Below are 25587 nucleotides of genomic sequence, written 5' to 3'. Positions count from 1 at the left end.
CTATGAGCGACCAGCTCGCCACCGCGGCCCGAACGGCGATCGAACAGTGTCTGGCGGTCGGGTCCGATGAGACCGTCACCGTGATCACGGACGACAAGCGGCAACGGATCGGCGAGGCGCTGTACGAGGCGGCGCGGCGGACGACCGACGACGTGAGTCTGCTCCGATATCCCCCGGGCGAACAGCACGGCGCGGAGCCGCCGGCCCCGGTCGCGGCCGCGATGGCCGCCGGGGACGTGTTCCTCGCGCCGACGACGAAGAGCCTCAGCCACACACGTGCCCGGGGGGCCGCCTGCGATGCCGGCGCGCGTGGATCGACGTTGCCGGGTATCACGGAGGAGGTGTTCATCGCGGGACTCGATGCCGATTATGAGGCGATCGCCGAGCACAGCGCCGCGGTGTTGAAGCAGGTCGCGGACGCCGAGGAGATCCGCGTCACCGCGCCCGCGGGCACGGACATCACCTTCGGGATCGGCGACCGCGAGTGGCTCTCGGATACCGGGATCGTCCACGAGCCGGGCTCCTTCTCGAACCTCCCGGCCGGCGAGGTGTTCGTCGCACCCGAGACGGCCACCGGAACGTACGTCGTCGACGGGACGATGCGCCCGCACGGCCGGCTGGAAGCGGGCGAGACGCTCCGGTTCGAGGTCGAAGACGGCTTCGTGACCCACATATCGGACGAAGCGATCCGCGCACAGGTCGAAGCGGGTGCGGAAGCCGTCGGGGACGACGCCTACAACCTCGCGGAGCTCGGCATCGGAACGAACGTCGGCGTCGAAGAGCTTGTCGGGTCCGTCCTCCTCGATGAGAAGGCCGCCGGAACCGTCCACATCGCCATCGGGGACAACGCCGGTATCGGTGGCGAGACCGAAGCGCCCCTTCACCTCGACGGGATCCTCACCGATCCGACGGTGTATGCCGACGGCGAGGCGGTGACGCTTCCGGCGTAGTTAATATAGCAACTCGTCGTCGTTTTCGATCATATACAGCGACCGTGCCGCGATGTTCACGGCGTGATCGCCGACACGTTCGAGGTCGCGGATCGTGAGCAGCAACCGGGAGACGTTTTCCATCATCGTCTCGATGTCCTCATCGGCGTCCAACTCATCACGCGTGATGAGGTCGCGGACGACCACGTCGCTCGCGGTCTCACACAACGCGTCGAGATCGTCGTCCATCTCGGCGACCGCATAACAGCCGTCCACGTCCGATTGCTCGTAGGCCGCCATCGCACCCTCCAACATCTCGAGGGTCATCTCCCCGATCCGCTGGACGTCGACGTCCGGATAGACCTCCCGGTTGCCCGCACGCGCGTATCGACCGAGGTGCGTCGCGAGGTCGGCAATACGTTCGAGGTCGGTGATGATCTTAAACGAGGCCGCGATGAACCGAAGGTCGCCGGCGACGGGCTGTTGAAGCGCGATGAGGTCGGTACACTGTCCCTCGAGGTCGAGGTAGAGGTCGTTGATCTCGGCGTCGCCGACGATCACCTCCTCGCCGAGGTCGGCGTCGCGCCGCTCCAGTGCATCGAGCCCGTTCCTGAGCGCCTCGGCGACGACCTCCGACATGTACAGGACGTCCTCACGGAGGTTCTCGAGTTTCGTCTGATACTGTTCGCGTGGCATCTCTTGGCTTGTCAGGGACGGTGAAGACACTAAAACACGTCGCACTTCGGGGAAAACGCGGGTTTGCGGCGGCCGCGGCGACCGACGAGGGGGCGCAGCCGTCGAATCGGGTCAGAAGCCGTGGCTGATCGCCTCGCCCGATGCGGTATCGAAGAGATGGAGCCGGGACCGGTCGAAGACGACGTCCATCTCCTGATCCTCCTCGACGGGCACGTCCGGATCGACGCTCATGAGCACCTGATCGTCGGCCGCCTGGTCGTCCATGCGAACCCGACCGGGTTCGCCGAGTTTGAGGTAGACGAAGATCTCGTTCCCCATCGGCTCGATGACGTCCGAGTGCGCTTCGAACCGCGCTGAGCGGTCCTCGACCGCGGATGAGGAATCGGCGATGTAGACGTCCTCCGGACGCACCCCGAGCGTGACCTTGTCACCGACGCGTGCGGCATGGTTGTCGACGTCGAATTCGATCTCGACGTGTTCGGAGCTGAATCCGGAGTCGGTCACCTCGCCCTCGAGGAAGTTCATCGACGGCGATCCGATAAAACCGGCGACGAAGATGTTCGCCGGCTTGTTATAACAGACCAGCGGCGGGTCGATCTGCTGGAGCTGTCCGGCATTGATGACGGCGATCCGATCGGACATCGTCATCGCCTCGGCCTGGTCGTGAGTGACGTAGATGATCGTCGTATCAAGCTCCTTGTGGAGCCGCTGGAGCTCCGTTCGCATGTGGACGCGGAGCTTCGCGTCGAGGTTCGCCAACGGCTCGTCCATTAAGAAGACATCCGGATTCCGAACGATCGCGCGGGCGATCGCGACGCGCTGGCGCTGTCCGCCCGACATCTCGTCCGGCATCCGGTCCATCATCCCCTCCAGCTGGACGACCTCCGCGGCGTTCTCGACGCGGCGGTCTATCTCCTCCTCCTCGTACTTCCGCAGCCGAAGCCCGAAGGAGATGTTGTCATAGACGTCCATGTGCGGGAACAGCGCGATGTTCTGAAAGACCATCGAGATGCCCCGATCCTTCGGTGGAAGGTTCGTGACGTCGCGGTCGCCGATCGTCACCTTCCCGTCCGTGGGAAGCGTGAGGCCCGCGATCGTCTCCATCGTGGTCGATTTCCCACACCCCGACGGACCGACGAACGTGACGAACTCGCCGTCCCGTATCTCGAGGTTCATATCATCGACTGCCGTTACGTCACCATACTCCTTCGTGATGTGTTGTAGTTGTACGTCCGCCATGGATTACTCCTTGAGTGCCCCCGATGTGAGTCCGCTTACGATCTTCTCCTGTGCGACGACGACGAGCAGCGCGACGGGGATGACCCCGGCGATGCTCGCGGCCGCCATCAGGTTGAACAGTACCTCGTGTTGCCCCTGGTAGCGCAAGATTCCCTCGACCAGCGGCGCCCAGTTGTGCTCGCGGCCGTCCGTCATCAACGAGGAGAAGAAGTACTCGTTGTAGACGGCGATGAAGGTCAACACCCCGGCGGTTGCGACGCCGGGTGCCGACAGCGGCGCGATGACGCGGAACAGCGCGCCGACGCGGGTCGTTCCCTCGACGCGGGCCGCATCCTCAAGCCCGTCCGGGATCTGTGAATAGAAGGTCGTGAGGATGAAGATCGAAAGCGGCATGAACAGCGCCGAGAACGGGATGAGCATCGCGTACGGCGTGTTATATAGCGATCCGTCCGTGAGGACGGGTCGCAGGATATCCACGTTCGTGTTGAACAGTTGGTTCAGCGGGATGAAGAACGCCGCCGGTGGGAAGAACGAGACGATGAGCACCAACAGCAGCAGGGGTCCCTTGAACTTGAACCGTAACCGGCCGAAGACGTAGCCCGCGAGGCTCGCGACGACGATGACGATCACCGTCGTCACCGAGGCGATGACGAAGCTGTTGAAGATGTACCGATGGAACGGCACCGTCGTGAACACCTCAACGAACGCCAGGAAATTGATCCCCATGGTGATGTCCCCCTCCGCGAGCAGCGCGGGATCGAAACTGCCCGGCACGAAGACGATGTTCTGTAGATTTCCTTGGCGGGTTAGCGCCACCATGAGCAGCCAGTAGAACGGGAACAGCGTCGTGACGAGGAAAAACACCGTCGCGGTGTAGAACATCGCCTTGTACGCGCGCTCGGGGTTCGAGATCATCTTCGCCGCCCACTGCTCCAGTGGACCACGGTCCAGTTCGGGCTCCTCACCCGGCGAATACTCCTTCAGTCTCTCAGCTGCGCTCTCTTCGCTCATTAGGCGAACCCTCCTTCGGTTTCACGGAAGCCCCACAGATAGACGATCACCACCAGCCCGATGATGACGGCCGTCATGAACGCCACCGTCGCCGCCGTCGCGTATATTCGCGTTCCCCCGAAGAGACCGTCGACGACGAGACAGGTGAGCGACGGAACGGTCGAACAGCCGACCGTCGAGTCGATCACCCCGTAGACGCGCATCGCGTCCAGGGTGCGGAACAGCATCGCGACGATCAGCGCCGGCATCACGATGGGCAGCGTGATCAGCTTGAACCGTTGCCACGGGGACGCTCCCGACACCCGTGCGACATCGTAGAGGCTTCGATCGACGCTCTGGAGCCCGGCGAGAATGAGCAGGGCCATGAACGCCGCCGTCTTCCAGATGTCGGCGACGAGAACGATAATGAACCCATCTCGACTGCTCGCGAGCGGCGACGATCCGAAGATCCCCAACCACTGCATCAGATCGGAGGCGAATCCGACCGTCGGCTGGAAGATCAGGAAGAACAACATCCCCTGGATCGCGACCGGGATCGCCCACGGGAGGATGATCGCGACGCGCACCCAGCGGCGGCCACGGAACTCCTTGTCCAGGACCAGTGCCTGTCCGAACCCGATAAGGGTCTCGAAGATGACGCTCAAGATCGCGAACGCGAGCGTGACGAACAATGCCTGTCGAAGGAACGGTGTTCCGAGTTCGAGGAACGGGAACGATCCCGTGAGACCGACGTCGACGAACTCACGCGTCAGGCGGGTGTTTCCGGTGAGCACGTCGATGTAGTTCTGAATCCCGACGAATTCGCCGAAGGGGTCGGGACCCGCGGTCTCGTCCGACAGCAGCGACATCCGGAAGGTATCGATGAGCGGATAAAACGCCACGATCGCCAGCAGAATGAACGCCGGGATCAACAGGATGTACGCGTATGCGGCCTCGCTGAGCGTCTCCATCCGGTTGACGGGTCCGTATATCAGACGCCGCAAGGCGGTTGGGCCGTCTTTCGAGCTATCTGTGGCCATCTCTCCGTCAGTCCTGATCGCTCGTTTCGAGCTGTTCTTGCAGGTCTTCCATCGCCTCCTCAGGTGTCTTCGTCTGCGTATAGGCGTCGTGGACCTCCTGATAGACCTGTGCGGCTTGTTGTGGCCAGACGTCGGTGACTGGACGCGGAATCGTGTGTTCCCCTGCCACGGCAAGCGTGTCGAGGTAGCGGCCGATCGGGCCGAGTTCGCCTGGATCGGCCGCTTCGACGACCTCCGGAACCGGCGGCAGGTTGCCGTTCAGTTCGAAGATCGTGAGCATGACGTCGTCGTCGACGAACGCCTCGAGGACCTCGAGAGCGGCCTGAACGTTGTTGGAGTTCGGGTTGACTGCGAGATGCCAGCCACCGAGCGCGTGCTGGGTGCCGCCGAGGCCGTCGTACTGGGAGTCCCCCGGTGAGACACCGTACGGAAGCGGCATCGTGCCCAGGTCCTCGCCGAACGCGTCCTCCTCGCCGTTGATGACGACCGAGTAGGGCCAGTTACGGTGGAAGATGGCGTTGCCGTTCGTGAACGGCTCACGGGCGTCCTCCTCGGTGTACTGCACGAGGTCGTCGTTCGTGATCTGCGGGAAGTCCGGGTGGGCCTCCTCGTCCTCGTCGCCGTACATGAACGCGCGCATCATCCGGATCGTCTCGATGACCGGCTCCTCGGTCACCGTCACCGGCCGATCGCTGCGGTCGAAGAGGTTCTCGCGGCCGCCGAAGAACGCGCCGCCGAACGAGGACATCGTCTCGTTGAACGTACAGCAGGCGAGCCCCTCGTAGGCGGCCGCCTGGGTGGTGAACCCGTAGGTGTACTCGTCCTCGCCGCCGTGGTAGTCCCACACGTCGGCGACCATCTCGGCCCACTCCTGCCAGGACATCGGCTCGGTCGCCCAGTTTTCGCCCTCGGGATCGTAGCCGGCCTCCTCGACGAGATCCTTCCGGTACTGCATAACCGGATAGTCGGGGAAGAACGGAAGCGCGAAGAGCTCCCCCGTCTCCGGGTGCGTTGCTGTATCGACGGCAGCCTCCAGGTACTCGTTTTCGACCCGCGAGAGGACGTCATCGGACAGTTCCTCTTCGAGGTTGAGAACCTGTTCACGCAGGATGAACGGGATCGTCCATCCGCTGTCCATCATGAAGATGTCCGGGTCGCCTCGGCCGGCGTCGAGCGCCGCCTGATAGTCCTCACGCCGGGAGTCGGTCTCGAAGTCGCCGGGAAGGACCTCGAGTTCGATCTCCTCCGACAGGCCGGCGTCGTACAGCGCGGCCTCGATCTCGTCTTCGATCTCCTGAAAGTCCGCGTCGGCTGACAGTTGGATCGTCGTCGGTCCGTCCTCGTCGTCATCCCCGCCCAAACACCCAGCGATCCCCATCGCCGCGCCCGTTGCACCGGTCGCCGCCATGAAGCGACGTCGGGAGACGCTGCTCTCTCTCAGGTCACCGTTTGAGTCAGTATCGACCATTACGTTTCGAGTGTTATGTAGAGCCGCTAAATATAACTTTTGACTGTGTTACTACTCCTGTTGTAGTCAATTAGCAGTCCTCGAGGGGGGGCGAACGGTCGGCTGATGAAGAACTTACTATCTATATCAAAAAAACATTGCGGTCGGGCTGATCGGACGTCAGGGTTTGGACACACGGGGCGTCCCCACCTGGGGGCTCATCCGCCGGTGGTCGATCCACCCACCGATCAATCCGCGATCCGTGCCGGAAGCGGTCCATCGTATCCTTCCGGAACGTACGGACAGAGCGGGTCGCTTCCGGCCGGGTCGCCGGTCTCGGCGTACGCACGCGATCGACTCCCGCCACAGACGTGTCTGAACTCGCAGGCCCCACATTTGCCAGTAAAGCCGTCCGGATTTCGAAGCGAGCGGAAGAGCGCCGACTCACGGTAGACGTCCACGATCGACGACTCCCGCACGTTTCCGGCCGAAAGCGGGAGGAACCCCGAGGGATACACCTCGCCGGTGTGGCTCACGAACGCGAACCCACAGCCGGCCCTGACCCCCGCCCGTCGACGGCTCCCCTCCCGGCCGCCGTCTTCGCGCTGAAGTCCGACCCGTCGATAGAATGGAGCCTCGGTCGTCTTCACGCCGAACGGCTCCTCGGCGTCGACATCGTGGAGCCACTCCATGATCCCCTCGGCACGGACGGGTGAAATGGGTGTCAACACGCCCCCGCGTCCGACACGAACGAGGAAAAATACGCTCCACAACACGACGCCGACCTCGCCGACCAGCTCACGGATCGCCGGGAGTTCCTCGACCGTATCGGCGCAGACGGTCGTGTTCACCTGCACGGGGATCCCGTGTTCCCGTGCGGCCTCCGCCGCGGCGATCGTGTCGGCGTAGCTCTCCTCGCCACGGAACGCGTCGTGTGACTCGCGGGTCGCCCCGTCGAGGCTGACGGCCATGCGGGCCATCCCGGCGTCGGCGAGTTCGGCAATGCGCTCGCGTGTGAGCGATCGTGTCCCGCTCGGCGTGACCGCCATCCGCAGCCCCCGATCGGTTCCATAGCGAACGAGTTCCGGGAGGTCCTCTCGCATCAGTGGATCGCCGCCGGAGAGCACGACGAGTTGTCCGTCACCGAATTCGGCGGCGTCATCGAGCAGCGCCTTGGCCTCCTCGGTGTCAAGTTCCTCGGGATGTCGGCGGGGAACCGCGGCGGCCCGACAGTGGCGGCAGGCCAACCCACACGCCTGCGTCACCTCCCAGATCAACACGAGCGGCGACTGGTCCACGTCGATCACACCAAACATACGGGCTACTTGTGAGGGATTACCGAACAAACGACACCCCTTTTCCAACGGGATGAGAACGGGAGCGAAGATGTTCGCCATGTCGCGGATCTTGGCTCACCGCATGGGATGGATCTTCGGCGAAGCGAGGTACACAAAGGTGGTCCGACCGGCCGTCGATTTAAAAATCTGGATGCGTGAAGGGCTACTCAGAGGGTCACGGACCGCGATGATCGACTATGGTGTACACACGCATTGCTCGGTCACAGCGATCCCTCGGCACGATACGGGGAGGACGACGATGACGTGGGTTCGGATCCGGCTCTCGGTTCCGGAGGATACCTGGCTCGGCGATATCTCTCGACGGCATCCGCGGACGGCGTTCCGCTTGCGCGGTGCCGTCGGGAATGGGACCAGCCACCTGCTCGCCTCACTCGTTACGGCCGACGGCGACGCGATAATCGCTGAACTGGAACGACATGATGGGGTCGAATCCGCGGCGGTCGTCGGTCGGACCGATCACGAGGTGACGCTTAATCTCACCGCGGAGCCGCCACGCTTCGTGGCCGCCGCAGATGCATCCGGTCTTCCCTTGGAATTCCCCATCGAAGTCATCGATGGGGGGACGACCGTGGAGGTCCTCTGTGATCAGGAGCGCCTTTCGGCGTTCGGCCGAGCACTCGCGCGGGAGGGGGTTTTATTCGATGTGAACTGTGTGAGCCGCTCCGAGGGCGCAACCCGGCTGCTCACCGAGACACAACACGACCTCCTGACGGAGGCGGTGGACGCCGGATACTACGATACTCCACGTGAGTGTACGCTCACCGAACTCGCCGAACGGTACGGGATCGCCAAATCGACGTGTAGCGAAACGCTCCACCGTGCGGAGGAGCGACTCGTCAAGCGCTTTGTTGCTGATCTCCCGGTGCAGGAGACCCCCACCGAAACCGATGAGCCGCCGACGAGCGACACCCAACCCGAACTCGTGGGGGAGGAGTCCGCTCAACCGGAGCGTGAGCAGCTCCTCATCAAATCCTAGGGACAGGCTCCCCCGTTCGCTGTTCCGCTTCGATCATCGACGGCAGTCTCCGCACACTGCTTGGGGAATGTGATCTCGGTAAAAAACAGACCGGGACGGGTTTGACCCACCGGACGGCAAGCCGTCCGAGCCCGCACCTCGCTGCGCTCGGTGCGGATGCCGGCCTCCACAAGAGGATCGTGGTTGCGCTGCTCAGTGATGTACAGTGTGGAAGTAAGTGGGTTGGGGCAGATTTGAACTGCCGGCCTCCTCCATGTCAAGGAGGTGTCATAACCGGACTAGACTACCAACCCGAGTGGGCTTGCTTACGCATTCATCGATTTCCGTGGGACGTAATTGAACCTTTCGGATCGGGGGCCCGTGTGGTGATTTTCTCACACACACCGCGACGGTCGACCGTGCGAGGCTTCACGCGGGCGCTTCCGTCCGTTTTTATCCACCCCGTTCACAGACCTCGATATGGTCGACCTCTCCGCCCGCGCCGATCGGCTCGATGAGTACCTCACCTCGCGGGGGCTGGAGGCGGTGTGGTTCGCCCGCCCCAACGGGTTCGCGTGGCTCGTCGGGGGCGACAACGTCGTTGATGCCGACGCGGATATCGGGATCGCCGCCGCCGGCTATGACGGCACGTTTCGAGTGGTGACCGACAGCATCGAGGCCGACCGGCTCGCCGAGGAGGAGCTGCCGTCGGCGGTCACCGTCGACGCCTTCCCGTGGTACGCCGACTCACTCGCCGAGGCGGTCGCTGCGCGATCGCCCACGCCCGCCGCCGCCGACTTTCCGGTTCCGGGTTTCGAGACGATCGATCCGACCGAACTTCGACAGCCACTCACCGACGACGATGTCGAACGCTATCGCGAACTGGGCCGTGAGGCCGCCATCGCGGTCGAAACGGTCTGCCGCAACCTCGAACCCGATGACCCCGAATACGAGGTTAAAGCGGGCATCCAGATCGCGTTGGCCTCCCGGGACGTGAACACCCCCGTCGTGCTCGTCGGTGGGGCCGAACGCGCTCAAACGTACCGCCACTACACCCCGACCGATGCACGGCTCGGCGACTACGCACTGATATCGATCACCGCCGAGCGCGACGGGTTATACGCCTCGCTCACCAGAACCGTGGCCTTCGACCCGCCGGAGTGGTTCGAGCGACGCCATCGAGCCGCGGCCCGCGTCGAGGCCACCGCGCTCGCCGCGACGCAGGCGGCCGCCCGTGGCGATCTCGGGGAAAACACCGCGGGCGACGTCTTCACGGCGATCCGGTCCGCGTACGAGGCGGTCGGGTTTCCCGAGGAATGGACCCATCATCATCAGGGTGGGGCGGCAGGGTACGCCGGTCGGGAGTGGATCGCCACCCCCGACGGAGCCGATCCCGTCCACACGCCGATGGGCTATGCGTGGAACCCGACGGTGCAGGGAACGAAAAGCGAGGACACCCACCTCGTCGCCGCCGATCGGATCGAGACGCTCACGAAGACCGGTCGATGGCCGACCCACGAAGTGACGCCGGTCGATCTCGAGGGCGTTCCGAGCGATCCACTCGCGCTTCACGCGCCCGTTGTTCGGTAGTCGACCGAGTCCAAAGACGCAACACCACCTCGGATCAGTAGACGTATTCGTCCTCGTCGATGCCGACGTAGTTCCGTTTCGTCCGTCGTTTGAGCCACTTATAGGTCAACAGCAACTTGGCCGACTCCCAGCCGGAGCGGTATGGCTGTGAAAGTAGTCCGTCGCCCGTCTCGGCGGCGAGCATCGCGTCCGCCGCGCCGATGATCCGGTTCCAGTCGTCGGGGTCGTAGTCGGCCACGGCGTCCGCCATCGTCACGTTCCGAACGATCTCGTCGCCGATCGCCTCCTTCCAGCGTCGGTTGTACGCGGCCATGTCGCCGCGGGCGGCCAACTCGCCGGCGATCGCGCCCGTCCGAACGGCGACGTGGTCGCCACCCTCATGGAACGCCGAGGTCGTTCCCATCGCGCCGCCGACGACGGCGACCCCGGCTTTCGTCGGCGAATCGATCGGCCGTGTCGAGGAGATCGCGTACGTCTCCGTTCCGCCACGCTTGCCCGCATCCTCGACGAGCGGGAACGCCTCGTCGACGTCGTACTCGTCGCCGTACTGCCATTCGAGCAGTCGGCGGATATACTCCGAGCCCTTCGGAATGGACTCGTCCTCCGGCGTGAGGAGGTGATACGCCTCCCGATCGAAGTCGTCGATGTCGAGCCCGATGGGCATCGTCAACCCGATCCGGCAGACGCGATCCTGATTCGGGAAGATCCAGGGATAAGCCGTCTCGCCGGGCATTACGCCCCACCAGAAGACGATGGCGTCGTCGACCTCCTCATAGACTTCCTCGGGCACCCGGCGATACTCCTGATAGGCGATATGGTTGACGTCGTGGGACGCGAGCCGCTCCGACGCCTTCGAGCCGTCCGGAAGGAACCGGTCGAGCACGCGGTTCGTGACGGTTCGCTGTGGCCCGTCCGCGAGGACGACGAAGTCGGCGCCGACCTCGTCGCCGGAGGCGAGTTCGACGACGTGTCGTGGCTCCGAACCGTCCGGGTGAACGTCGAGGTCGCTCCGTACGTCTCGGACGGACGCACCGACACGATACTCCGCACCGGCGTCCTCGGCCCGCTCCCGCATCCAGTCGTCGAACCGTGCGCGGTGGAAAGTGTAGCCGAAGTGGTCGTAGGAGGACTCGATCCCCGTCGAGTACAGCGTCGCCTGCGTGTCGGGCCCCCGAAACTCCGCGCGGTTCAACTTACACTGGAGGACCCCCTCGTCGAACTCGTCGGGATGGATCCCCATAATGTCGACCCAGTAATCGAGGATGCCGGCAGCGTCCGTCGAGTCCGGCCCGATCTCCTCACGGTCGGCCCGCGGAACGCCCTTCTCGAGGACGAGCGCGTCGGCACCGGCCTCCGCGGCCGCATGTGCCGCGGCGGCTCCGCCGGGCCCGCCGCCCACGATCGCGACGTCTACTCGTTCCATATCCCGAGAGGTCTCCGTCTTAGTATTAATCTCACGGTCCTCGCGTTTTTTATGGACCGAAATGAATCCTCGAAGGGATGAACGGCAACGACGGCGGCATCGCCCGATTCACGATGGTCGGCCACGGCGTCTTTCACGGCCACGAGCTCTCCATTCCGGTCTTTCTCGTCGTCTGGCTCGCCGTCTTCGATCTCTCGACGTTCGCATGGGGACTCGCCCTCGGCGTCGCGTTCGGGCTGGTCGGGGTCGGCTCGCCCATCGCCGGCGTGTTGGCGGACCGCTATCCCGCCCGCCGATTGGTCTCGCTGTCGGCGGGCGGCATGGGGCTCGCGCTCGCGCTGATGGCGCTCGTGGGAACGTTGCCCGCGGTGCTCGTCGGCCTCGCCGCGTGGGGTGTCGCCGCAAGTATCTACCACCCCGCCGCGCTCGCCCTTATCAGTCGGGGGGCCGACCAACGCGGCACCGTGCTCGGCTATCACGGCGCGGCCGGGAGCCTCGGGACGGTGATCGGGCCACTCGCGGTCCTCCTCGCGCTCGCGGTCTTCGACTGGCGACCCGTGATGCTCGCGCTCGCCCTGCCCGCGCTTGCGGTGCCGCTCGTCGGCGCGTTTTCGGCGTTCGACGAGCGGGCCGCGGTCGACGCCGAACGGGCGAGCTCGGTAAGCACCCCGCGTGAGTTCCTCGCGGACTCCCGCGTGCTGTTCACGAGCGGCTTCCTCGTCGTCTTCGCGGTCGTGTTGACCTACGGGATCTTCTACCGTGGGTTCTTCACGTTCCTCCCGGACGTGCTCTCCCGAGTAACGGTCTTTCAACCCGTGACCGTCGGCGGGGAGACGATCGATGCCGACCAGTTCGCCTACTCGGCGCTGCTGCTCGTCGGCGTGATCGGCCAGTACGCAGGCGGTCGGCTGAGCGACCGCCATCGACCCGACCGGATACTCATCGCCCTCCTGCTCGCCGTCATCGTGGGGACGCTTGGGTTCCTCCCGGCGAGTGCGGCCGGGGTTATTCCGTTACTCGCGGTCTGCGGGCTGCTCGGGTTCACCATCTACGCGGTTGCACCCATCACACAGACGCTCGTCGCCGAGCACGCCCCCGCTGAACACCACGGCATCTCCTTCGGATACACCTATCTCGGGACGTTCGGGTTCGGCGCGCTTGGGGCCTCGATCGGCGGCGCGGCGCTCACGCTTGGGGGCGAACCCGCGCTATTTCTTGCGCTTGCGGGCGCGGCGGCCGTGTGTGTGATCGTCGCCGCCGTCCTCTCGCTCCGCGCTCGTTGAGGCGTGCGTATAAACGCTATCGCCCGTTTTTATACCGGGTGTCGCTCGTGTTTATAAAAACCGTCACTCCTCTCCGCCCCAGTCGCGAGCCACCGGCGTCTCGCTCGCGTTCACGTTCGCCAGCAACCACTCGCTCGCGTCTTCGACGGTTTCCGCGTCCGTCGCCGTGATCTTCAACCGGTTATGTCGCTTTTCGCGGTCCGGATAACAACCCACGACGACGTCGAACCGCTCCATCGCCTCCCGCAACGCCGGGATGATGTTCGCCTCCGGTTCGACGGTGTAGAGAAACCGCGAGGTGCGATCGCCGGAGAACTCCTCGGCGACGCCGTCGAACATCGACTTCAGTTCCCCCGGGATCCCCGGCATCACGTAGACGTTCTCGAGGACACAGCCCGGGGCCAGCCCCGCTTCATTTAAAAGCGGACGGGCTCCCGTCGGGATCGCCGCCTCGGCTTCTGTATCGACCGCGAGGTCACGGTTCGGGACCCGCTCACGGATCTCGGCGAGCCGCTCCTCCACCGCGGCTCGCGTCGTCTCCGTTGAAGCCAGTCCCCGATCGAAGGCGTCAGCGACCGCTTCCATCGTTACGTCATCCGGCGTCCCGCCGATCCCGCCGGTCACGATGACGGCGTCGAACCCGTCGGCGTACTCGCGAACGTGGTCGGCGATAACCGCCCGATCGTCGGGCAGCGAGAGGATCCTGTCGACCCGCGCGCCGCGTTCCGCGAGCCGTCCGGCAAGCCAGTTCGCGTTCGTGTTCACCGTGTCGCCGGAGAGCAACTCGTCGCCGACCGTGATCAGCGCCACCTGCATACCCTGATAACGTGTACGACCGATAAAAGCCCGTCCGAAACCGATCGTCGACGGCGACCCGTCCCTTATATACCCTCCCGGCCCGCCCATCGGGTATGCTCATGACGCCGGGGCCGACCGCGGTCCCAGAACCCGTCCGCGAGGCGATGGCTGCGGAGTTGATAAATCCGGACGTCGATCCACGGTTTCAGGGGATCTATGGCGATGTGGTGACCGATCTGGAAGCGATTTACGGGATCGCCGACGCCGACTCCCACGACGTCGTCGTTCCCGGCGGCGAGGGGATCCTCGGGCTCGAAGCCGCCGTCGCGTCACTCGTCGAACCCGGCACGGAGGTCCTCTGTCTCTCGAACGGACTCTACGGGGACGGCTTCGCCGACCTCGTCGAATCGTACGGTGGGGAGCCGACACTGGTGACGACGGGATACGACGAACCGCTTCCGATCCAGGAACTCGAAGCGGCGTTAGCGGACGGGACGTTCACGGTCGCCACGATGGTCCACTGTGAGACGCCGACAGGGACCCTCAACGACCTCGACCCGGCGCTTGACCTGTTCGAGGAATACGAGGTCCTCACGGTCGTCGACGCCGTCTCCTCGCCCGGCGGTGTTCCGGTTCCGACCGACCGGATCGATGTCTGTCTCGGGGCCTCACAGAAGTGTTTCAGCGCGCCGCCCGGCCTGACCACCGCCGCGATCTCCGATCGAACGTGGGAGGCGATGGAGGCGCGGGAGCCGACCTCGCTGTACACCAACTTCCTCCCGTGGCGTCACACGACCGACGGCTTCCCCTACACCCATCTGACGACCAACGTGGTCGCCCTCCGGGAGGCGCTCGCGCTGCTTCGCGAGGAGGGCCTCCAGGAAACGTACGAACGGCACGAGCGTGTGGCCGACTACTGCCGTGAGCGTGCAGGCGAGATCGGTGTTCCGCTCTATCCCGACCCGCAGCGAAGCTCGCCGACCGTCACCGCCCTCCGCCTGCCGGGCGAGGCGGAGCACGTCCAGCGTCGGATCCGGAACGAGCACGACATCACCCTCGCTACGGGCCTCGGTGACCTCGCGAACGACATCCTTCGGATCGGACACATGGGTCACGCCGCACGTCTCGACCGGGTCGAGGAGACGATGGACGCGTTCGCCGCGGTGACCGAGTAGCCCCTCGTCACTGGCGTAGGCGCTCCCGGATCACTCGATGGGTTCATAGACCACAATATGTTCGGTCGCCTCGGCGTGTCGTCGTGTGAACGACTCCGCCGCGGCCGCGGATTCGAACACCTTCTCGGTGCGGCACTCGCGACAAACGACGTGATATCGGTGGTGGGTGTCGGCCTGTACCATAGGTATCTGTCCGGTACATACACCTTAGTTATGCGCCGCTTGATGTGGGGGTAACGTCGGCTCACCGATCTTCAGGCACTCCTTGATGGTCAGACGACGGCTGCCGATTCGTTAGGGGTTCCCGGTAGATCGCCTCGAATCGATCCAGCGCGACCTCGAGCATGTCCGGGCTCACCGGCGTGAATTCCTCGCGTTCGTGTTCCGGAAGGTACCCACGCACGCCGTTCCAGGACTCCCGGGCGTATCTCGCATCGAGGAGGGCCCGGACGCCTCGTTCCTCACGGCCACGGATCACCCGGCCGATCGCCTGTCGGGCCTTTCGAACCGCAGGGACGGTGAGCGCGGTCTCGAAACCGTCCTCGAAGCGGCGGTCGTAGGCGGTGATTACCGCACGGGTTCGTGGGCGGGCCGTATTGATGATGGGCACGCCACAGACCACCGCCGCCGAGAGCCGGTCGCCCCGATAGTCCACACCCTCCGTAAGCGTCCCCCGGAGACTGGTGACGAGCACCTTTCCGTCGCCGGCGAAGAAGTCGTCCTTTAACGACTCGGTCGCACGGTCGCCGGTGGATTCATCGAGCAGAACGGGCTTTTCGACCCGTTCTCCCAACGCCTCCGCCATCCACGTCGCCTCCGCGTAGCTCGGCATTCCGACGAGCACGTTCCCCGGACGCGCGGCGATCCGTGCCGTCGCGTCGAGATGCGCGAGCCGGGTCCCGTTCCGCTCACCTGGAGGTCCGCGGTTATCGTGGATGAACTTGGGCACGTCGACCGCGAAGCTCGCACGGTTCGATTCGGGAAACGTCAGGCCGTACGTCCGCTCCTCGACGGGCCGACCGGCGCGTTCGAGATGGTCGAGCCCGGTCACCGCACGGAAGACGTCCATCGGCTCAAGCGTCGCGCTCATCAACACCCCGCCGCCGAACTCCGCGAGCCGGTCGCCGATCGGTTCGCTCGGCAGGCAATTGTAGAGCGCGAGGCTCGCGTTGTAGCCGTGTCGCCAGGAATCCGGCGGTTCCGACGCATCGACGGTCCGTTCGAGGTCGATGGCGCGGAAGAACTCCTCGTGTCCCTCGCGATACCACGCGTTGAGCGTCCGACCGACGCCGGGTGCGACCCGTTTTTTGTCTTCCTCCTCAAGCGAGTCCAAGATCCGTCCGGCGACCGCGCCGACGGTCGCGGCACGCGCCCAGACGCGGTCGCCGTATCCCGCACGGCGCGCCCACGCCGTGATCGCGTCCTCGGCCGGTTCTTCGGGGTCCCGAAGCGGGATCTCCACGTCCTCAAGGGAGTCCATCGATACCCGCCAGTCCGGACGCTCCCGGTCGAGATGGTCGGTGATGCGCCGGTCGAGTTCCGCTCGAAGGTCGTGACAGAACTCCCTGAACTCTTCGATCTCCTCGACCGTCACGTCGGTCTCGGCGAGTTCGCCACGAACGAGGTCCGCGTCCTCCCCCGCGTCCGCACCGTCCTCCTCGAAGGTGACCGGCTGAATGACTCGGGTAAGCTCCGTCGTCGCATCCCGGAGGCTCGTGTCCGCGATCGCATCGCTCACGAGGTCGCGCACGCGCGGCTCAAGCATGTGCGCTTCATCACAGACGAGGAACGTCGATTCATCGAGCAACGCACCGGTGAACGTCGATGTCGTCACGGGGTCAAAGGCGTGGTAGTAGTTCCCGATGACGACCTCGACTTCCGGCACGAGCGCCCCCATCACCGAATGTGGACAGGAGCCGCGGCCGGCCGCGAGCCGGACCAGCTCGGTCGGCCCGAGGTGTCCGACGTCGCTGAGGTCGACCGGAACGGCCTCCAAGGGATCTCCGTCCTCCGGGAGGTCATCGAGAAAGCCGGCGTAAAACGGACAGAACTCCGTGTCACGGAACTCCTCGGTCTCCGGGCGATATGGAGTCGGTTCGCCATCGACGGTGAGATAGGAGGCCGACGCGGTATCCGCTCCCGAATCGAGCAGGCCGACCTGTTGCCCACGCGCCTCGCTCACCAGGTTGGACGTGGTGGTGACACCGCCCTCGCCGACGAGCGATCGGGTGCGCTCACGGAGCCCCTCACACCGCTCGTAGACGTTCTCGGCGTCGATCCCGCCGCGGTTCTCGCGGGCGTACGGGCAGACATCGGCTTTACCGACGAGCGTGAGCCCGGAGATCGGATCGTACCCGTCGGGCAGGTTCGCGTTTATCGTCCCGAGGTCGGTCTCGAACTGTCGGAGCTGTTGCTTGACGCTCGTGAGCACGAGGACGCGCTCGAACGGGGAGTCCGGATCGCGAACGCGGTCGAGCCCGGCGGTCAACGCGAGCATCGTCTTTCCGGTCCCGCAGGCACCCTCAAGCACGAGGAAGCCGCCCTCCTCGGCGACGTCGATGGCGGCAGCTATCCCGTCGGCCTGTTCGGGGTAGGGATCTTCATGGCCGAACACGTCGGCCCACGGCGGGGAATCGGTCACTGTGGCGGGATTGTGCGCCACCGAATTTAAGCCTTGAGAGCGGCGGCGTTTCACGGCGTCATCCCGGTCGGGTGATCGAATGGGACCACACGAACGCCGCCGGTCGTCGTTCGGGGTTCTTCCGTGCTGTCAGCGCCGACGGCAGGTTACGGGCAGCATTCGCTGTGGGGTCGAAAGCGACGTGCGCGATGACGCATATGAATGGTGGACGACCGGGGTTGCCCGGCGTTCCGGAACGGGGTATCCCGGTTGCCTTCTCCACCCCGCGACCCGACGAGCGACTGGCGTCCGACGGTGGGCTGCTCGCTTCCGCGCCTGACCCGGTGTCGCCGGCGAACCACGACGGACCGCCCCTGCGGGCGGGCGCCGTGGACCGCTGTCCCCGGCGGACGAGGCTTCCACGTTGGCTCCCGAGGCCCGTCCCGGTCTGACCGGACGTGCCCGGTGTTCGGTCCCCGCTAAAGACTCCCTCACGGGTTACGAGCGGGGCCTAACCGCCCGACCTAGTCCATCCTGACCTATTCGGGTTCGACTTAAGGGCCTTTCGCTACCGTCCCGGCGGCGGTAATGGAGGAAGCGAAGTCGCCGCCGCTACAGCAACTCCCGTGCGTAGAGCCCCGCACAGGCGGGCAGCGGGAGCGAGACGGCGAGCACCGCGGGCGCATGCCACTCGAGCCACTGATACTCCGGCGGGAAGCTGAAGAGCACGTTCGGGTCGATGGTGAGATACCAGAGCAGCGCGGCGACCGTCGTCGCGATCGAGAGCACGACGGCGACCCCGGCGAGGGTTCCCGGGTCGACGTTCCCCTGCTCGATGGACGCGAGGACGACCGCACCCATCAACGCGAAGAGGCCGATCCCGCCGGCGCCGATCGGGCCCGCGGAATAGTACGAGATGAGCAGGTTTTCGTGGCCGGAGATGACCGCGTACGGCGCGGCCAGAACGATCACCGTGACGATGGCGGTGGCGACCCCGACCGTCCGGGAGACCTTGCGGACGTTCATGACCGAAACCTCCGCACGCGGGGCGGTAAAAGGAACGGATCCGTCCCGGATCCGGTGTCAACCCCGACGCCGACCTTACTCCTCGGTTTCCTCGAACGCCATCGCGACGGAGTTGATACAGAATCGCTTGCCGGTCGGTTGCGGGCCGTCGTCGAAGACGTGTCCGAGGTGTGAATCACAGCTCGCACACTTCACTTCCGTCCGCCGCATCCCGTGGCTCGTATCGAGCGCCGTCGTCACCGCCCCGTCCTCGGCGGCATAAAACGCGGGCCACCCGCAGCCGGACTCGTACTTGGTTTCGGCGTCGAAAAGCACCGCGTTGCACGCCGCACAGCGGTAAATCCCGTCCGCCTTGTGATTCACGTACTTACCGGAGAAACGGGCCTCAGTTCCGCTTTCACGAAGGATGCGGTATTCCTCGTCGGTCAGTCGCTCGCGCCACTGCTCGTCGGTGAGTTCGGCGGGATCTGCGGGCTCTGCAGGGTCGCTCTCGCTCATGTTTCCCGTTCGGACCGCACGGATAAGGCGGTTGTGCCGACAGCGGGTGTGAAGGTTGTGCCGACAGCGGGTGTGAAGGTTGTGCCGACAGCGGGTGTGGCATCGGCGAGAGCTGGCATGACATCGGCGAGAGCGGTACTGATTCGGAAGTGGTCCCACCAGCCGACTTTGACCACCCACGTATTTTAGCTGTCCCCGCGATCATGTATGTGTATGCCACGCGAGGTAACCCACGAAGCGAAGGGGCCGCAACGGCTCGACGAGTCGGACATGGGCGATGACGGCGCGATCTACGTCTGTCGCTGTGGGCTCTCGAAGAACAAACCGTTCTGCGACGGCTCACACAACGCCACGGCCGACGAGGATGCCGACGCCTTATATAAATACGAGAACGACGACGCGGACGGCTCGCGACGGGAGATCGCCGAGATCACCTACGTCGAGGAGTGACGGCGTCCGGCGTCGATGTCGCCATCGACGTCGTCGCCGGCGTCCAGTTCACCGTTTCTCGAGCGCGGCTCGGTAGTGGTATTCGCTTCCCGCCTTCCCGCGGACGACCTCCGCGACCGACCAGCCGGTGCCGATCGCCGCCTCGCGCAGCCGGTCCGGGCTGAACAGCCGGAGCTGTAAGATCGGGTCGCGCTCGCCGTCGTACTCGAAGTACATCACGCGATGTGCAAGCCCCGGCGTTGGGTCGTGACGATAGCCGAGGAGGTCGCGGGTCGCGTCGTGATCGGGGTCATAACAGTCGAGGACGGCGGTCGCATCGGGGGCGGTGACGTATGCGAGGTCGCCGAGGAACGCCGACAGTCCTTCCATCGACCCAGCCAGCCCCAGCTGTGTCCCGTTCGACAGCGCCGATCGAAACCGGTCACGCCCGAAGGTCTCCCGGAGCGCGAACATATCCCCCTTGCGGGCGTCGTACACGCCGCGATCCCGCATGGTCTCTACGAGCGCCGGGCTCGGTTCGAGCGCGACCGTCTCGAACCGGTTTTGGAAATACAGCGCGTGTCTCCCGGTTCCAGCACCGAGGTCAACCAGAGGCCCTTGGAGCCATTTCGTCATCCACCCGTGTAGATCGCTTTCGGGGTCGAACTCGGTGAAATAGTAGGACTCGATCGGATGTTCGACCGTCTCGCGCCCATCGTGGTGAAGGAGGGGTTCACTCCGCCTTCCGTGATAGTGATCGCGGATCGCGCGGCCGAACGCGTCGGTCATATCCATGCGATCGGGACAGATATACAAAAGCGCACGTGGGGGGCGTGCCACCGGGGCTCAACCGACGGTCACATGTCGCCGAAGGCGTCGATCCCTCGACCGGTCGAAGAGACCTTCGCGATCCAGCGCGTGGCGATCGCCTTTTTCAACAGTTTGGCGGGTACCCCGCCGAAGGTCGTGATCGGCATCCCGACAACATCGTGTGCGACCGCCTTGTTGCCGACGGAGACGACGGTTCCTTTATCCTTGAAACGCCAGGACCGTAGTGGCGCACCGCGGGCGGCCCGCGCGAGGTTCTCCCCGGCGACCTCCGCGGCTTGCCATGCGGCCTGTGCGGTCGGGGGGGCGACGTCGCTGTCGCCCTGATCGACCAATGCGGTGTCGCCGATGGCGAAGACGCGCTCGTCGCTCGTCGTGAAATCAGACCCGGCATAGACCCGGTTCGACCGCTCGTCCTTTTCGAGTTCCACGCCGTCGAGCTCCTCTTGGCCGGTGATCCCGCCAGTCCAGATCAGCACGTCGTATTCGACTTCGCTGGGCTCCTCGTCCTCCCCACCGCCGAGATAGACGCGTTCTGCGTCGGCCCGGGAGATGAACTCGCCCGTGAGGATCTCCACGTCGGCCTCGACGAGCCGCTTTCGGAGCGCGCCCTGGATCTCCGGATCCTGTCCCGGGAAGATCTCGTCCATTCCCTCGATCAGGGTGATCTCGATCGGCGCTCGGTGTTTGTCACGGTATTCGGCGACCTCCCCGGCCGTCTGGATGCCCGAGAGTCCGGCGCCGCCGACGACGACGCGCGCGGGAGCCGATTGGGTCGCCGCGGCCACCGCCTCGCGTACGTCCTCGTGGATCGCCTTCGCATCCGCAAGTCCCTTCAGCTGATGGGCGTTTTCGGCGAGCCCGTCGATACCGAAGAAGGCGGTCGAGGAGCCGACCGCGATGAGCAGGTAGTCGTACTCGACGGTCGTGCCGTCATCGGTCTCGACCGTTCGACCGTCGGTGTCGACGTCGACGACACGACCCTGCACGAAGTCGGTGTCGGGGGACGTTATCTCCTCGACGGGGATCGTGATCTTCGATTCGACGGCGGGATTTCGGATCACCCGATGGACCTCATGTAACACGAGGTGATAGTCGTGTTCGGCGACCCACGTCAACTCGGCTTCACCCTCGCCCACCTCGTCTTCGAACGCCTTCACCGCCCCGGCGCCGGCGTACCCGGAACCGACGACGACGACCTGAGTAGTCATGCTCTTCGGTCGGGAGTCAGCAGATAAAGGCGCTTTGAAAGGCGTCCCGTCGAACCGGACCGATGGCCTCTCGAAAAGGGGACTCATCCCGATTGCGGGATGCGATCTACCCGCCGCAGGGGATCTCGTAAGATAAATCGATCGGGTCGATCCGTCGGTGCTTCCGCATCAGATCGTGAGGCCGGCGTGCCACCGATCGACGCCGGCCTCCCGTTTCACCTCGTCCATCCGTGCGAGCAGCTTCACGGCGAGGCTGGCGGTTTCGGCCGCCCGCGACGCACCTTCGGTGCGGAACTCACCGGTGACACGGTTCGCATACACCGAACAGACGGCTCCCGCTCGAAGGCCATAGAGGCTCGCGACGGTGAGGATGGCGGCGGCCTCCATCTCGACGTTCTTCACGTTCGCCGCCTGTAGTTCCTCGATGAGCGCATCGGAGCCGGCGGCCTCGAAGCCGCCGAAGCCCGGCCGACCCTGTCCCGCATAAAAGGAGTCGGCGCTCATCGTGACCCCGACGTGATAGTCGTAGCCGAGCCGTTCGGCGGCGGCCACGAGCGCGGAGACGACCTCGCCGTCCGCCGTGGCCGGATAGTCCTCGCGGACGTACTCGTCGCTCGTTCCCTCCTGTCTGACGGCGCCGGTCGTGATCACGAGGTCGCCGACGGCCATGTCCGGTTGGATCGCCCCGCAGGATCCGACCCGAATGAACGTCTCGACGCCCACGCGAGCCAGTTCCTCCACCGCGATCGTCGCCGACGGCGACCCGATCCCGGTCGAGGTCACGGACACCGGCGCGCCGTCGTACGTTCCGGTGGCCGTCCGGTACTCCCGATGGTGGGCGACCTCCTCGTGATCCTCCCAGAGCGCGGTCACCTTGTCGACGCGATCGGGATCGCCTGGAAGCAGCACCGCGTCGGCGACGTCGCCGGGTCCGACCGCCACGTGATACTGAACCTCCGCGTTCGGGTCTTCACTATCTCCGGGCATATGTCCCGTCTTCTGCCCGCTTCGGTTTATATATGGCCGACTCGATTTCAGCCACGGTGTCTTCCCGAAGAGCGGTCTTCCGAGCCATGAGGGACGGTATCATCCGTGACGACGAGGCCGCAAGAGCTAAGTTACCGATCGCAAAATCCGGCTCACGTATGGCAGTTCTCCTCTACGTCGACGATGATCCTGCCTTCTTAGAGCTCGTCGAGGCGCAGCTCGACCGTCGATTGGACGACGTCGCCATCGAGACGACCACGGATGCGAGCGCCGTCCTCACTGATCTGGAGGGCTTCGGGAACGTCCACTGCGTGCTTACCGACTACGACATGTCTCCGCTCGACGGGATCGAGCTTCTCGAGGGGATCCGGTCGACCGCCGCTGACCTCCCGGTCGTGTTATACACCTCCCGCGGCAGCGAGGCGGTCGCCAGCGAGGCCATCTCAGCGGGCGTCACCGATTACGTCCGAAAGGGTGGCACCTCGGATCACTACGACCTCCTCGCCAATCGGCTGCGGAGCGCGATCGATCACTACCGCACCAGGCGGGAGGCGACTGCCCTGACCCGGCGACAATCCCGGATCCTCCGGCACACGACTGAGCGCTTCCTCTTTCTCGATCGCGACTGGACGATCGTCGACCTCAACGACAGGACTGCGGAGGTTTTCGGTGCCGAAAACGGGGACCGGGAGGCACTTCTCGGTGAGAACTTCCTCGATCTGGCCGCGGGGATCGTCGATGATCCCGAGGACAACCCGTTCCTCACGGCGTACCGGTTCGCGATGGCCAACGACGAGCCGACCGAGGTGGTTGGCCGCCCGGAGGCGAAGGGCGAGCCGGGTCGGTGGATCGAGGCGCGTGTACGCCCCTCCCCTGACGGACTCGCGATCTTCGTCCGGGACGTCAGTTATCGGGAACGGCATCGACGCCGGTTCCGGCGGCTCCTCCGGGAGGGATCGAGATTCAGCGATCGTGAGACGGCGGCGGCCGTGTACCGGACGGTCACGGACCTCGCGACAGCCGAGCTCGGCTTCGACGGGTGTGCCGTGTTCACCTCCGAGGAGGGCCGACTCGTTTCGGTGGCCCGTTCGCTCGGCGGGTCCGCGAGCGACGACGCCGTTGCCTTCGATGAGACGGCCGCGGCAGCGTCGCGTCGCCACGGGAGGGCACGGCGAGGTGGGGAGGATCGACCCGTCCCGGACGCCGATGTGGCTGCCCCGTTCACGATCAGCGTTCCGCTCGGTGACGATGGAGTCGTACAGGTGGTCTCGACGGAGCGGACAGTTCCCGATGAGTCGGATGTCGAACTGGTCGAACTCCTGGCCGACCGCGCCGGGACCGCGCTGGATCGGATCGACCGTGAGCGGTTGCTCGTCGAGCGAAACGAACGGATCGCGTCCTTACAAGCGGAGCTGCAGGCGGGAACGAAGCGCCCGGCGACTCGGCGGAGCTGATCGTCCCGTCCTGTCGACGTCCCGTTTTGTTTCGATCAGCCGTCCGAGGCGTCCTCGAGCGTCCGCAGCGAGATGGCGTTCGGAAGGAGTTCATCGAGGCGATAGTCGCTGACCTCGCCGTCGCCCTCATCACAGATCACGAGGAGGTCGCCGTCGGCGAACTCCGCGAGCGTCTGTCGACACATCCCACAGGGGGTGACCCCGTCGCGGGCGTCGGAGGCGACGGCGACCCGGTCGAAGGAGTCGTGGCCGTTTTTTACCGCTTCGGCGATGGCGACCTCCTCGGCGTGCAGGCTATTGGAGTAGTTGGCGTTCTCCAGGTTACAGCCCGTATAAACCGTACCGTCGGCGGTTTCGACGGCGGCCCCAACGCGATACTCGGAATACGGGACGTACGCGTTCGAGAGCGCGTCACGGGCGGCCTCGATGAGCGGATCCATGCGCGGAACTCGGCGGCGGAGTTCATAAGCGGCCGGGTCGCGGGCGCGACGTCCACCCCGACGAGAACCGCCTTCGATTCGTTCACCCCCGACGAGAACCACCTTCGATTCGTTCACGTCGTCGATAGGCTTAGGACGCCGCTCCGGGTATCGCGGAGTCATGGGAACCGATCACGGAGTCCGCTCCGAGGAACCAATGGGCGGGGAGGGATCGGACACGCTCGACCTCGCTCACGAGGAGCTACGGGCGACCTTCCAGTATCAGGTGGAGCGCCTGCGGGAGATCGACAGCAAGGCGATCGAGATCCTCAAAGCGAACCTGCTGCTCATCGGCATCGTCGTCACCGGCGGCTCGGTCCTGACACAGACCGACCTCGAGGTCGGCCTGTTTATCAATTCGTTCACGGTCGCCGGCGGCGTCCTGCTCCTCGTCTCGACCGGGTTGGCGTCCGTCACGTACACCTCCTCAAACCTTCGAGGTGGGATCGGCACGGCCGCCGACGAGATCGAACTGGCGATCGCCGAGGAACGAGCCCGTAACGGCATCGACGGCGTCGGAAACGCCGATGTCGACGCCGGTGGCCCCGGAGGCTCCAACGGCTCGGACGGTTCGGGCGCCCCCTCGACGGACACGACCTTCGAGGAGCGATTGCTGAGGAGCTACGCCGGGTGGATCGACTACAACGCCCGGATGACGGCCGTCAACGATATGCTCGTCACGGTCACGGTGCTCTCGGTGTTCGTCGCCTTCGTCTACGTCGTCGTCGGGGTCGTGATCGCCGCGCTTCGGGTTCCACCACTGGCGTCCTGGGTGATCTTCATCGGGTTGAGCGCGCTCTCGCTCGGCTTCCTGTGGCTCACCTACCACATGGACCACCTCGGTGTCGCCGAGGAACGACCCGACCGGACCTTCCCGGGGGTTCGCCTCTCGAAGGGAACGACCCGGCGCCGTGGGCTCATGACCCTCCGCGAGATGCTCGGCCGCTCGCCTGCGCCCGAGGATCTGGAATCCGAAACGGCTGTCTTCCGGGAGGACGACGATGACGGCCGACACGATGGGTGAGCGAACGCCGTGTTTATGGAAGTTGCAAGGCTAAAACCCCGCCCTTCAGGGCGGGGATACAGCCGACAACGCCTCCACTAACCACACTCGATGGCACTGCTGGATATT

24 protein-coding genes, 1 tRNA gene and 1 other RNA gene are annotated in these 25587 nt (G+C 65.1%); 8 read left to right on the top strand and 18 right to left on the bottom strand.

From position 1 onward, the window contains the following. Positions 1–2: 2 nt before the first annotated feature. Positions 3–950, top strand: coding sequence for an aminopeptidase (locus tag CHB65_RS02525; RefSeq protein ID WP_089383494.1), 948 nt, complete (start codon positions 3–5; stop codon positions 948–950). On the opposite strand, the gene phoU is transcribed toward CHB65_RS02525, so the two are convergent. From phoU to CHB65_RS02495, 6 genes are all read right to left on the bottom strand, one after another. After that, positions 951–1625, bottom strand: a complete 675-nt coding sequence (gene phoU / locus CHB65_RS02520) for a phosphate signaling complex protein PhoU (protein WP_089383493.1) — start codon at positions 1623–1625, stop codon at positions 951–953. It lies immediately after the preceding gene. 111 nt (positions 1626–1736) lie between these two features. After that, on the bottom strand, positions 1737–2864 hold the full coding sequence (locus CHB65_RS02515; protein ID WP_089383492.1) for an ABC transporter ATP-binding protein: 1128 nt from the start codon (positions 2862–2864) through the stop codon (positions 1737–1739). A 3-nt stretch (positions 2865–2867) separates the two neighbouring features. Beyond that, a complete protein-coding gene (locus tag CHB65_RS02510) occupies positions 2868–3875 on the bottom strand; it encodes a carbohydrate ABC transporter permease (RefSeq protein ID WP_089383491.1) in 1008 nt (335 codons plus the stop codon). After that, the gene (locus CHB65_RS02505; RefSeq protein WP_089383490.1) at positions 3875–4894 is read right to left on the bottom strand and encodes a carbohydrate ABC transporter permease; all 1020 of its coding nucleotides are present in this window, start codon (positions 4892–4894) and stop codon (positions 3875–3877) included. Before CHB65_RS02505 ends, CHB65_RS02510 begins: the two co-directional genes overlap by 1 nt. 7 nt (positions 4895–4901) lie before the next feature. Further along, entirely contained in the window at positions 4902–6362 is a 1461-nt protein-coding gene (locus CHB65_RS02500; protein WP_089383489.1) for an extracellular solute-binding protein, read from the bottom strand. A gap of 227 nt (positions 6363–6589) precedes the next feature. Beyond that, a complete protein-coding gene (locus tag CHB65_RS02495) occupies positions 6590–7657 on the bottom strand; it encodes a radical SAM protein (protein ID WP_089383488.1) in 1068 nt (355 codons plus the stop codon). Positions 7658–7937: 280 nt separating this feature from the next. On the opposite strand from CHB65_RS02495, the gene CHB65_RS02490 reads away from it, so the two are divergent. Beyond that, positions 7938–8675, top strand: coding sequence for a helix-turn-helix domain-containing protein (locus tag CHB65_RS02490; protein WP_179213560.1), 738 nt, complete (start codon positions 7938–7940; stop codon positions 8673–8675). A 218-nt stretch (positions 8676–8893) separates the two neighbouring features. Here the strand turns inward: CHB65_RS02490 and CHB65_RS02485 are convergent. Continuing rightward, a tRNA-Val gene (locus CHB65_RS02485) sits at positions 8894–8968 on the bottom strand. Between the two features lie 166 nt (positions 8969–9134). Between CHB65_RS02485 and CHB65_RS02480 the strand changes: the two genes are divergently transcribed. Further along, on the top strand, positions 9135–10244 hold the full coding sequence (locus CHB65_RS02480) for a M24 family metallopeptidase (RefSeq protein ID WP_089383486.1): 1110 nt from the start codon (positions 9135–9137) through the stop codon (positions 10242–10244). A 34-nt stretch (positions 10245–10278) separates the two neighbouring features. Here the strand turns inward: CHB65_RS02480 and CHB65_RS02475 are convergent, their stop codons facing one another. Next, positions 10279–11667, bottom strand: coding sequence for an NAD(P)/FAD-dependent oxidoreductase (locus CHB65_RS02475; RefSeq protein WP_089383485.1), 1389 nt, complete (start codon positions 11665–11667; stop codon positions 10279–10281). 77 nt (positions 11668–11744) lie between these two features. On the opposite strand from CHB65_RS02475, the gene CHB65_RS02470 reads away from it, so the two are divergent. Further along, positions 11745–12950, top strand: coding sequence for an MFS transporter (locus CHB65_RS02470; RefSeq protein ID WP_089383484.1), 1206 nt, complete (start codon positions 11745–11747; stop codon positions 12948–12950). A gap of 63 nt (positions 12951–13013) precedes the next feature. Here the strand turns inward: CHB65_RS02470 and CHB65_RS02465 are convergent, their stop codons facing one another. After that, positions 13014–13766, bottom strand: coding sequence for a competence/damage-inducible protein A (locus CHB65_RS02465; protein WP_089383483.1), 753 nt, complete (start codon positions 13764–13766; stop codon positions 13014–13016). 95 nt (positions 13767–13861) lie between these two features. Here CHB65_RS02465 and CHB65_RS02460 point away from each other — a divergent pair, with 95 nt between their 5' ends. After that, a complete protein-coding gene (locus CHB65_RS02460) occupies positions 13862–14923 on the top strand; it encodes a pyridoxal-phosphate-dependent aminotransferase family protein (RefSeq protein ID WP_089383482.1) in 1062 nt (353 codons plus the stop codon). Positions 14924–14953: 30 nt separating this feature from the next. Here the strand turns inward: CHB65_RS02460 and CHB65_RS17245 are convergent, their stop codons facing one another. The 5 genes from CHB65_RS17245 to msrB form a co-directional block, all read right to left on the bottom strand. Further along, positions 14954–15106 carry a hypothetical protein gene (locus CHB65_RS17245; RefSeq protein ID WP_179213559.1) on the bottom strand — a complete coding sequence of 51 codons (153 nt, stop codon included), beginning with the start codon at positions 15104–15106 and terminating at the stop codon, positions 14954–14956. A 61-nt stretch (positions 15107–15167) separates the two neighbouring features. Then, positions 15168–17564, bottom strand: a complete 2397-nt coding sequence (locus tag CHB65_RS02455; protein WP_089383481.1) for an ATP-dependent DNA helicase — start codon at positions 17562–17564, stop codon at positions 15168–15170. Between the two features lie 202 nt (positions 17565–17766). Beyond that, an RNA gene (gene ffs / locus CHB65_RS02450) (signal recognition particle sRNA) lies at positions 17767–18078 on the bottom strand. A 77-nt stretch (positions 18079–18155) separates the two neighbouring features. Beyond that, entirely contained in the window at positions 18156–18569 is a 414-nt protein-coding gene (locus tag CHB65_RS02445; RefSeq protein WP_089383480.1) for a DUF7548 family protein, read from the bottom strand. Positions 18570–18644: 75 nt separating this feature from the next. Next, positions 18645–19067, bottom strand: coding sequence for a peptide-methionine (R)-S-oxide reductase MsrB (gene msrB / locus CHB65_RS02440; RefSeq protein ID WP_089383479.1), 423 nt, complete (start codon positions 19065–19067; stop codon positions 18645–18647). A gap of 213 nt (positions 19068–19280) precedes the next feature. On the opposite strand from msrB, the gene CHB65_RS02435 reads away from it, so the two are divergent. Then, positions 19281–19517: a CDGSH iron-sulfur domain-containing protein gene (locus CHB65_RS02435; RefSeq protein ID WP_089383478.1), complete on the top strand. Its 237-nt coding sequence runs from the start codon at positions 19281–19283 to the stop codon at positions 19515–19517. 48 nt (positions 19518–19565) lie between these two features. On the opposite strand, the gene CHB65_RS02430 is transcribed toward CHB65_RS02435, so the two are convergent. From CHB65_RS02430 to CHB65_RS02420, 3 genes are all read right to left on the bottom strand, one after another. Next, positions 19566–20285 carry a class I SAM-dependent methyltransferase gene (locus CHB65_RS02430; RefSeq protein ID WP_089383477.1) on the bottom strand — a complete coding sequence of 240 codons (720 nt, stop codon included), beginning with the start codon at positions 20283–20285 and terminating at the stop codon, positions 19566–19568. A 68-nt stretch (positions 20286–20353) separates the two neighbouring features. After that, positions 20354–21535 carry an NAD(P)/FAD-dependent oxidoreductase gene (locus CHB65_RS02425; protein ID WP_089383476.1) on the bottom strand — a complete coding sequence of 394 codons (1182 nt, stop codon included), beginning with the start codon at positions 21533–21535 and terminating at the stop codon, positions 20354–20356. Between the two features lie 168 nt (positions 21536–21703). Next, positions 21704–22522 (bottom strand): nucleoside phosphorylase, encoded by an 819-nt coding sequence (locus CHB65_RS02420; protein ID WP_089383475.1) that lies wholly within the window; start codon positions 22520–22522, stop codon positions 21704–21706. 158 nt (positions 22523–22680) lie between these two features. Between CHB65_RS02420 and CHB65_RS02415 the strand changes: the two genes are divergently transcribed. Beyond that, positions 22681–23976, top strand: a complete 1296-nt coding sequence (locus CHB65_RS02415) for a response regulator (protein ID WP_179213558.1) — start codon at positions 22681–22683, stop codon at positions 23974–23976. 35 nt (positions 23977–24011) lie between these two features. Here the strand turns inward: CHB65_RS02415 and cdd are convergent, their stop codons facing one another. Continuing rightward, a complete protein-coding gene (gene cdd / locus CHB65_RS02410; protein WP_089383473.1) occupies positions 24012–24416 on the bottom strand; it encodes a cytidine deaminase in 405 nt (134 codons plus the stop codon). A 160-nt stretch (positions 24417–24576) separates the two neighbouring features. Here cdd and CHB65_RS02405 point away from each other — a divergent pair, with 160 nt between their 5' ends. Continuing rightward, positions 24577–25479: a hypothetical protein gene (locus tag CHB65_RS02405; RefSeq protein ID WP_143420336.1), complete on the top strand. Its 903-nt coding sequence runs from the start codon at positions 24577–24579 to the stop codon at positions 25477–25479. Positions 25480–25587 lie beyond the last annotated feature (108 nt).

It is taken from the genome of Halorubrum vacuolatum, assembly GCF_900188065.1.
In the GTDB taxonomy this organism is placed as follows: Archaea; Halobacteriota; Halobacteria; order Halobacteriales; family Haloferacaceae; genus Halorubrum; species Halorubrum vacuolatum.
This window is presented reverse-complemented; position numbering and strand designations above follow the sequence as displayed.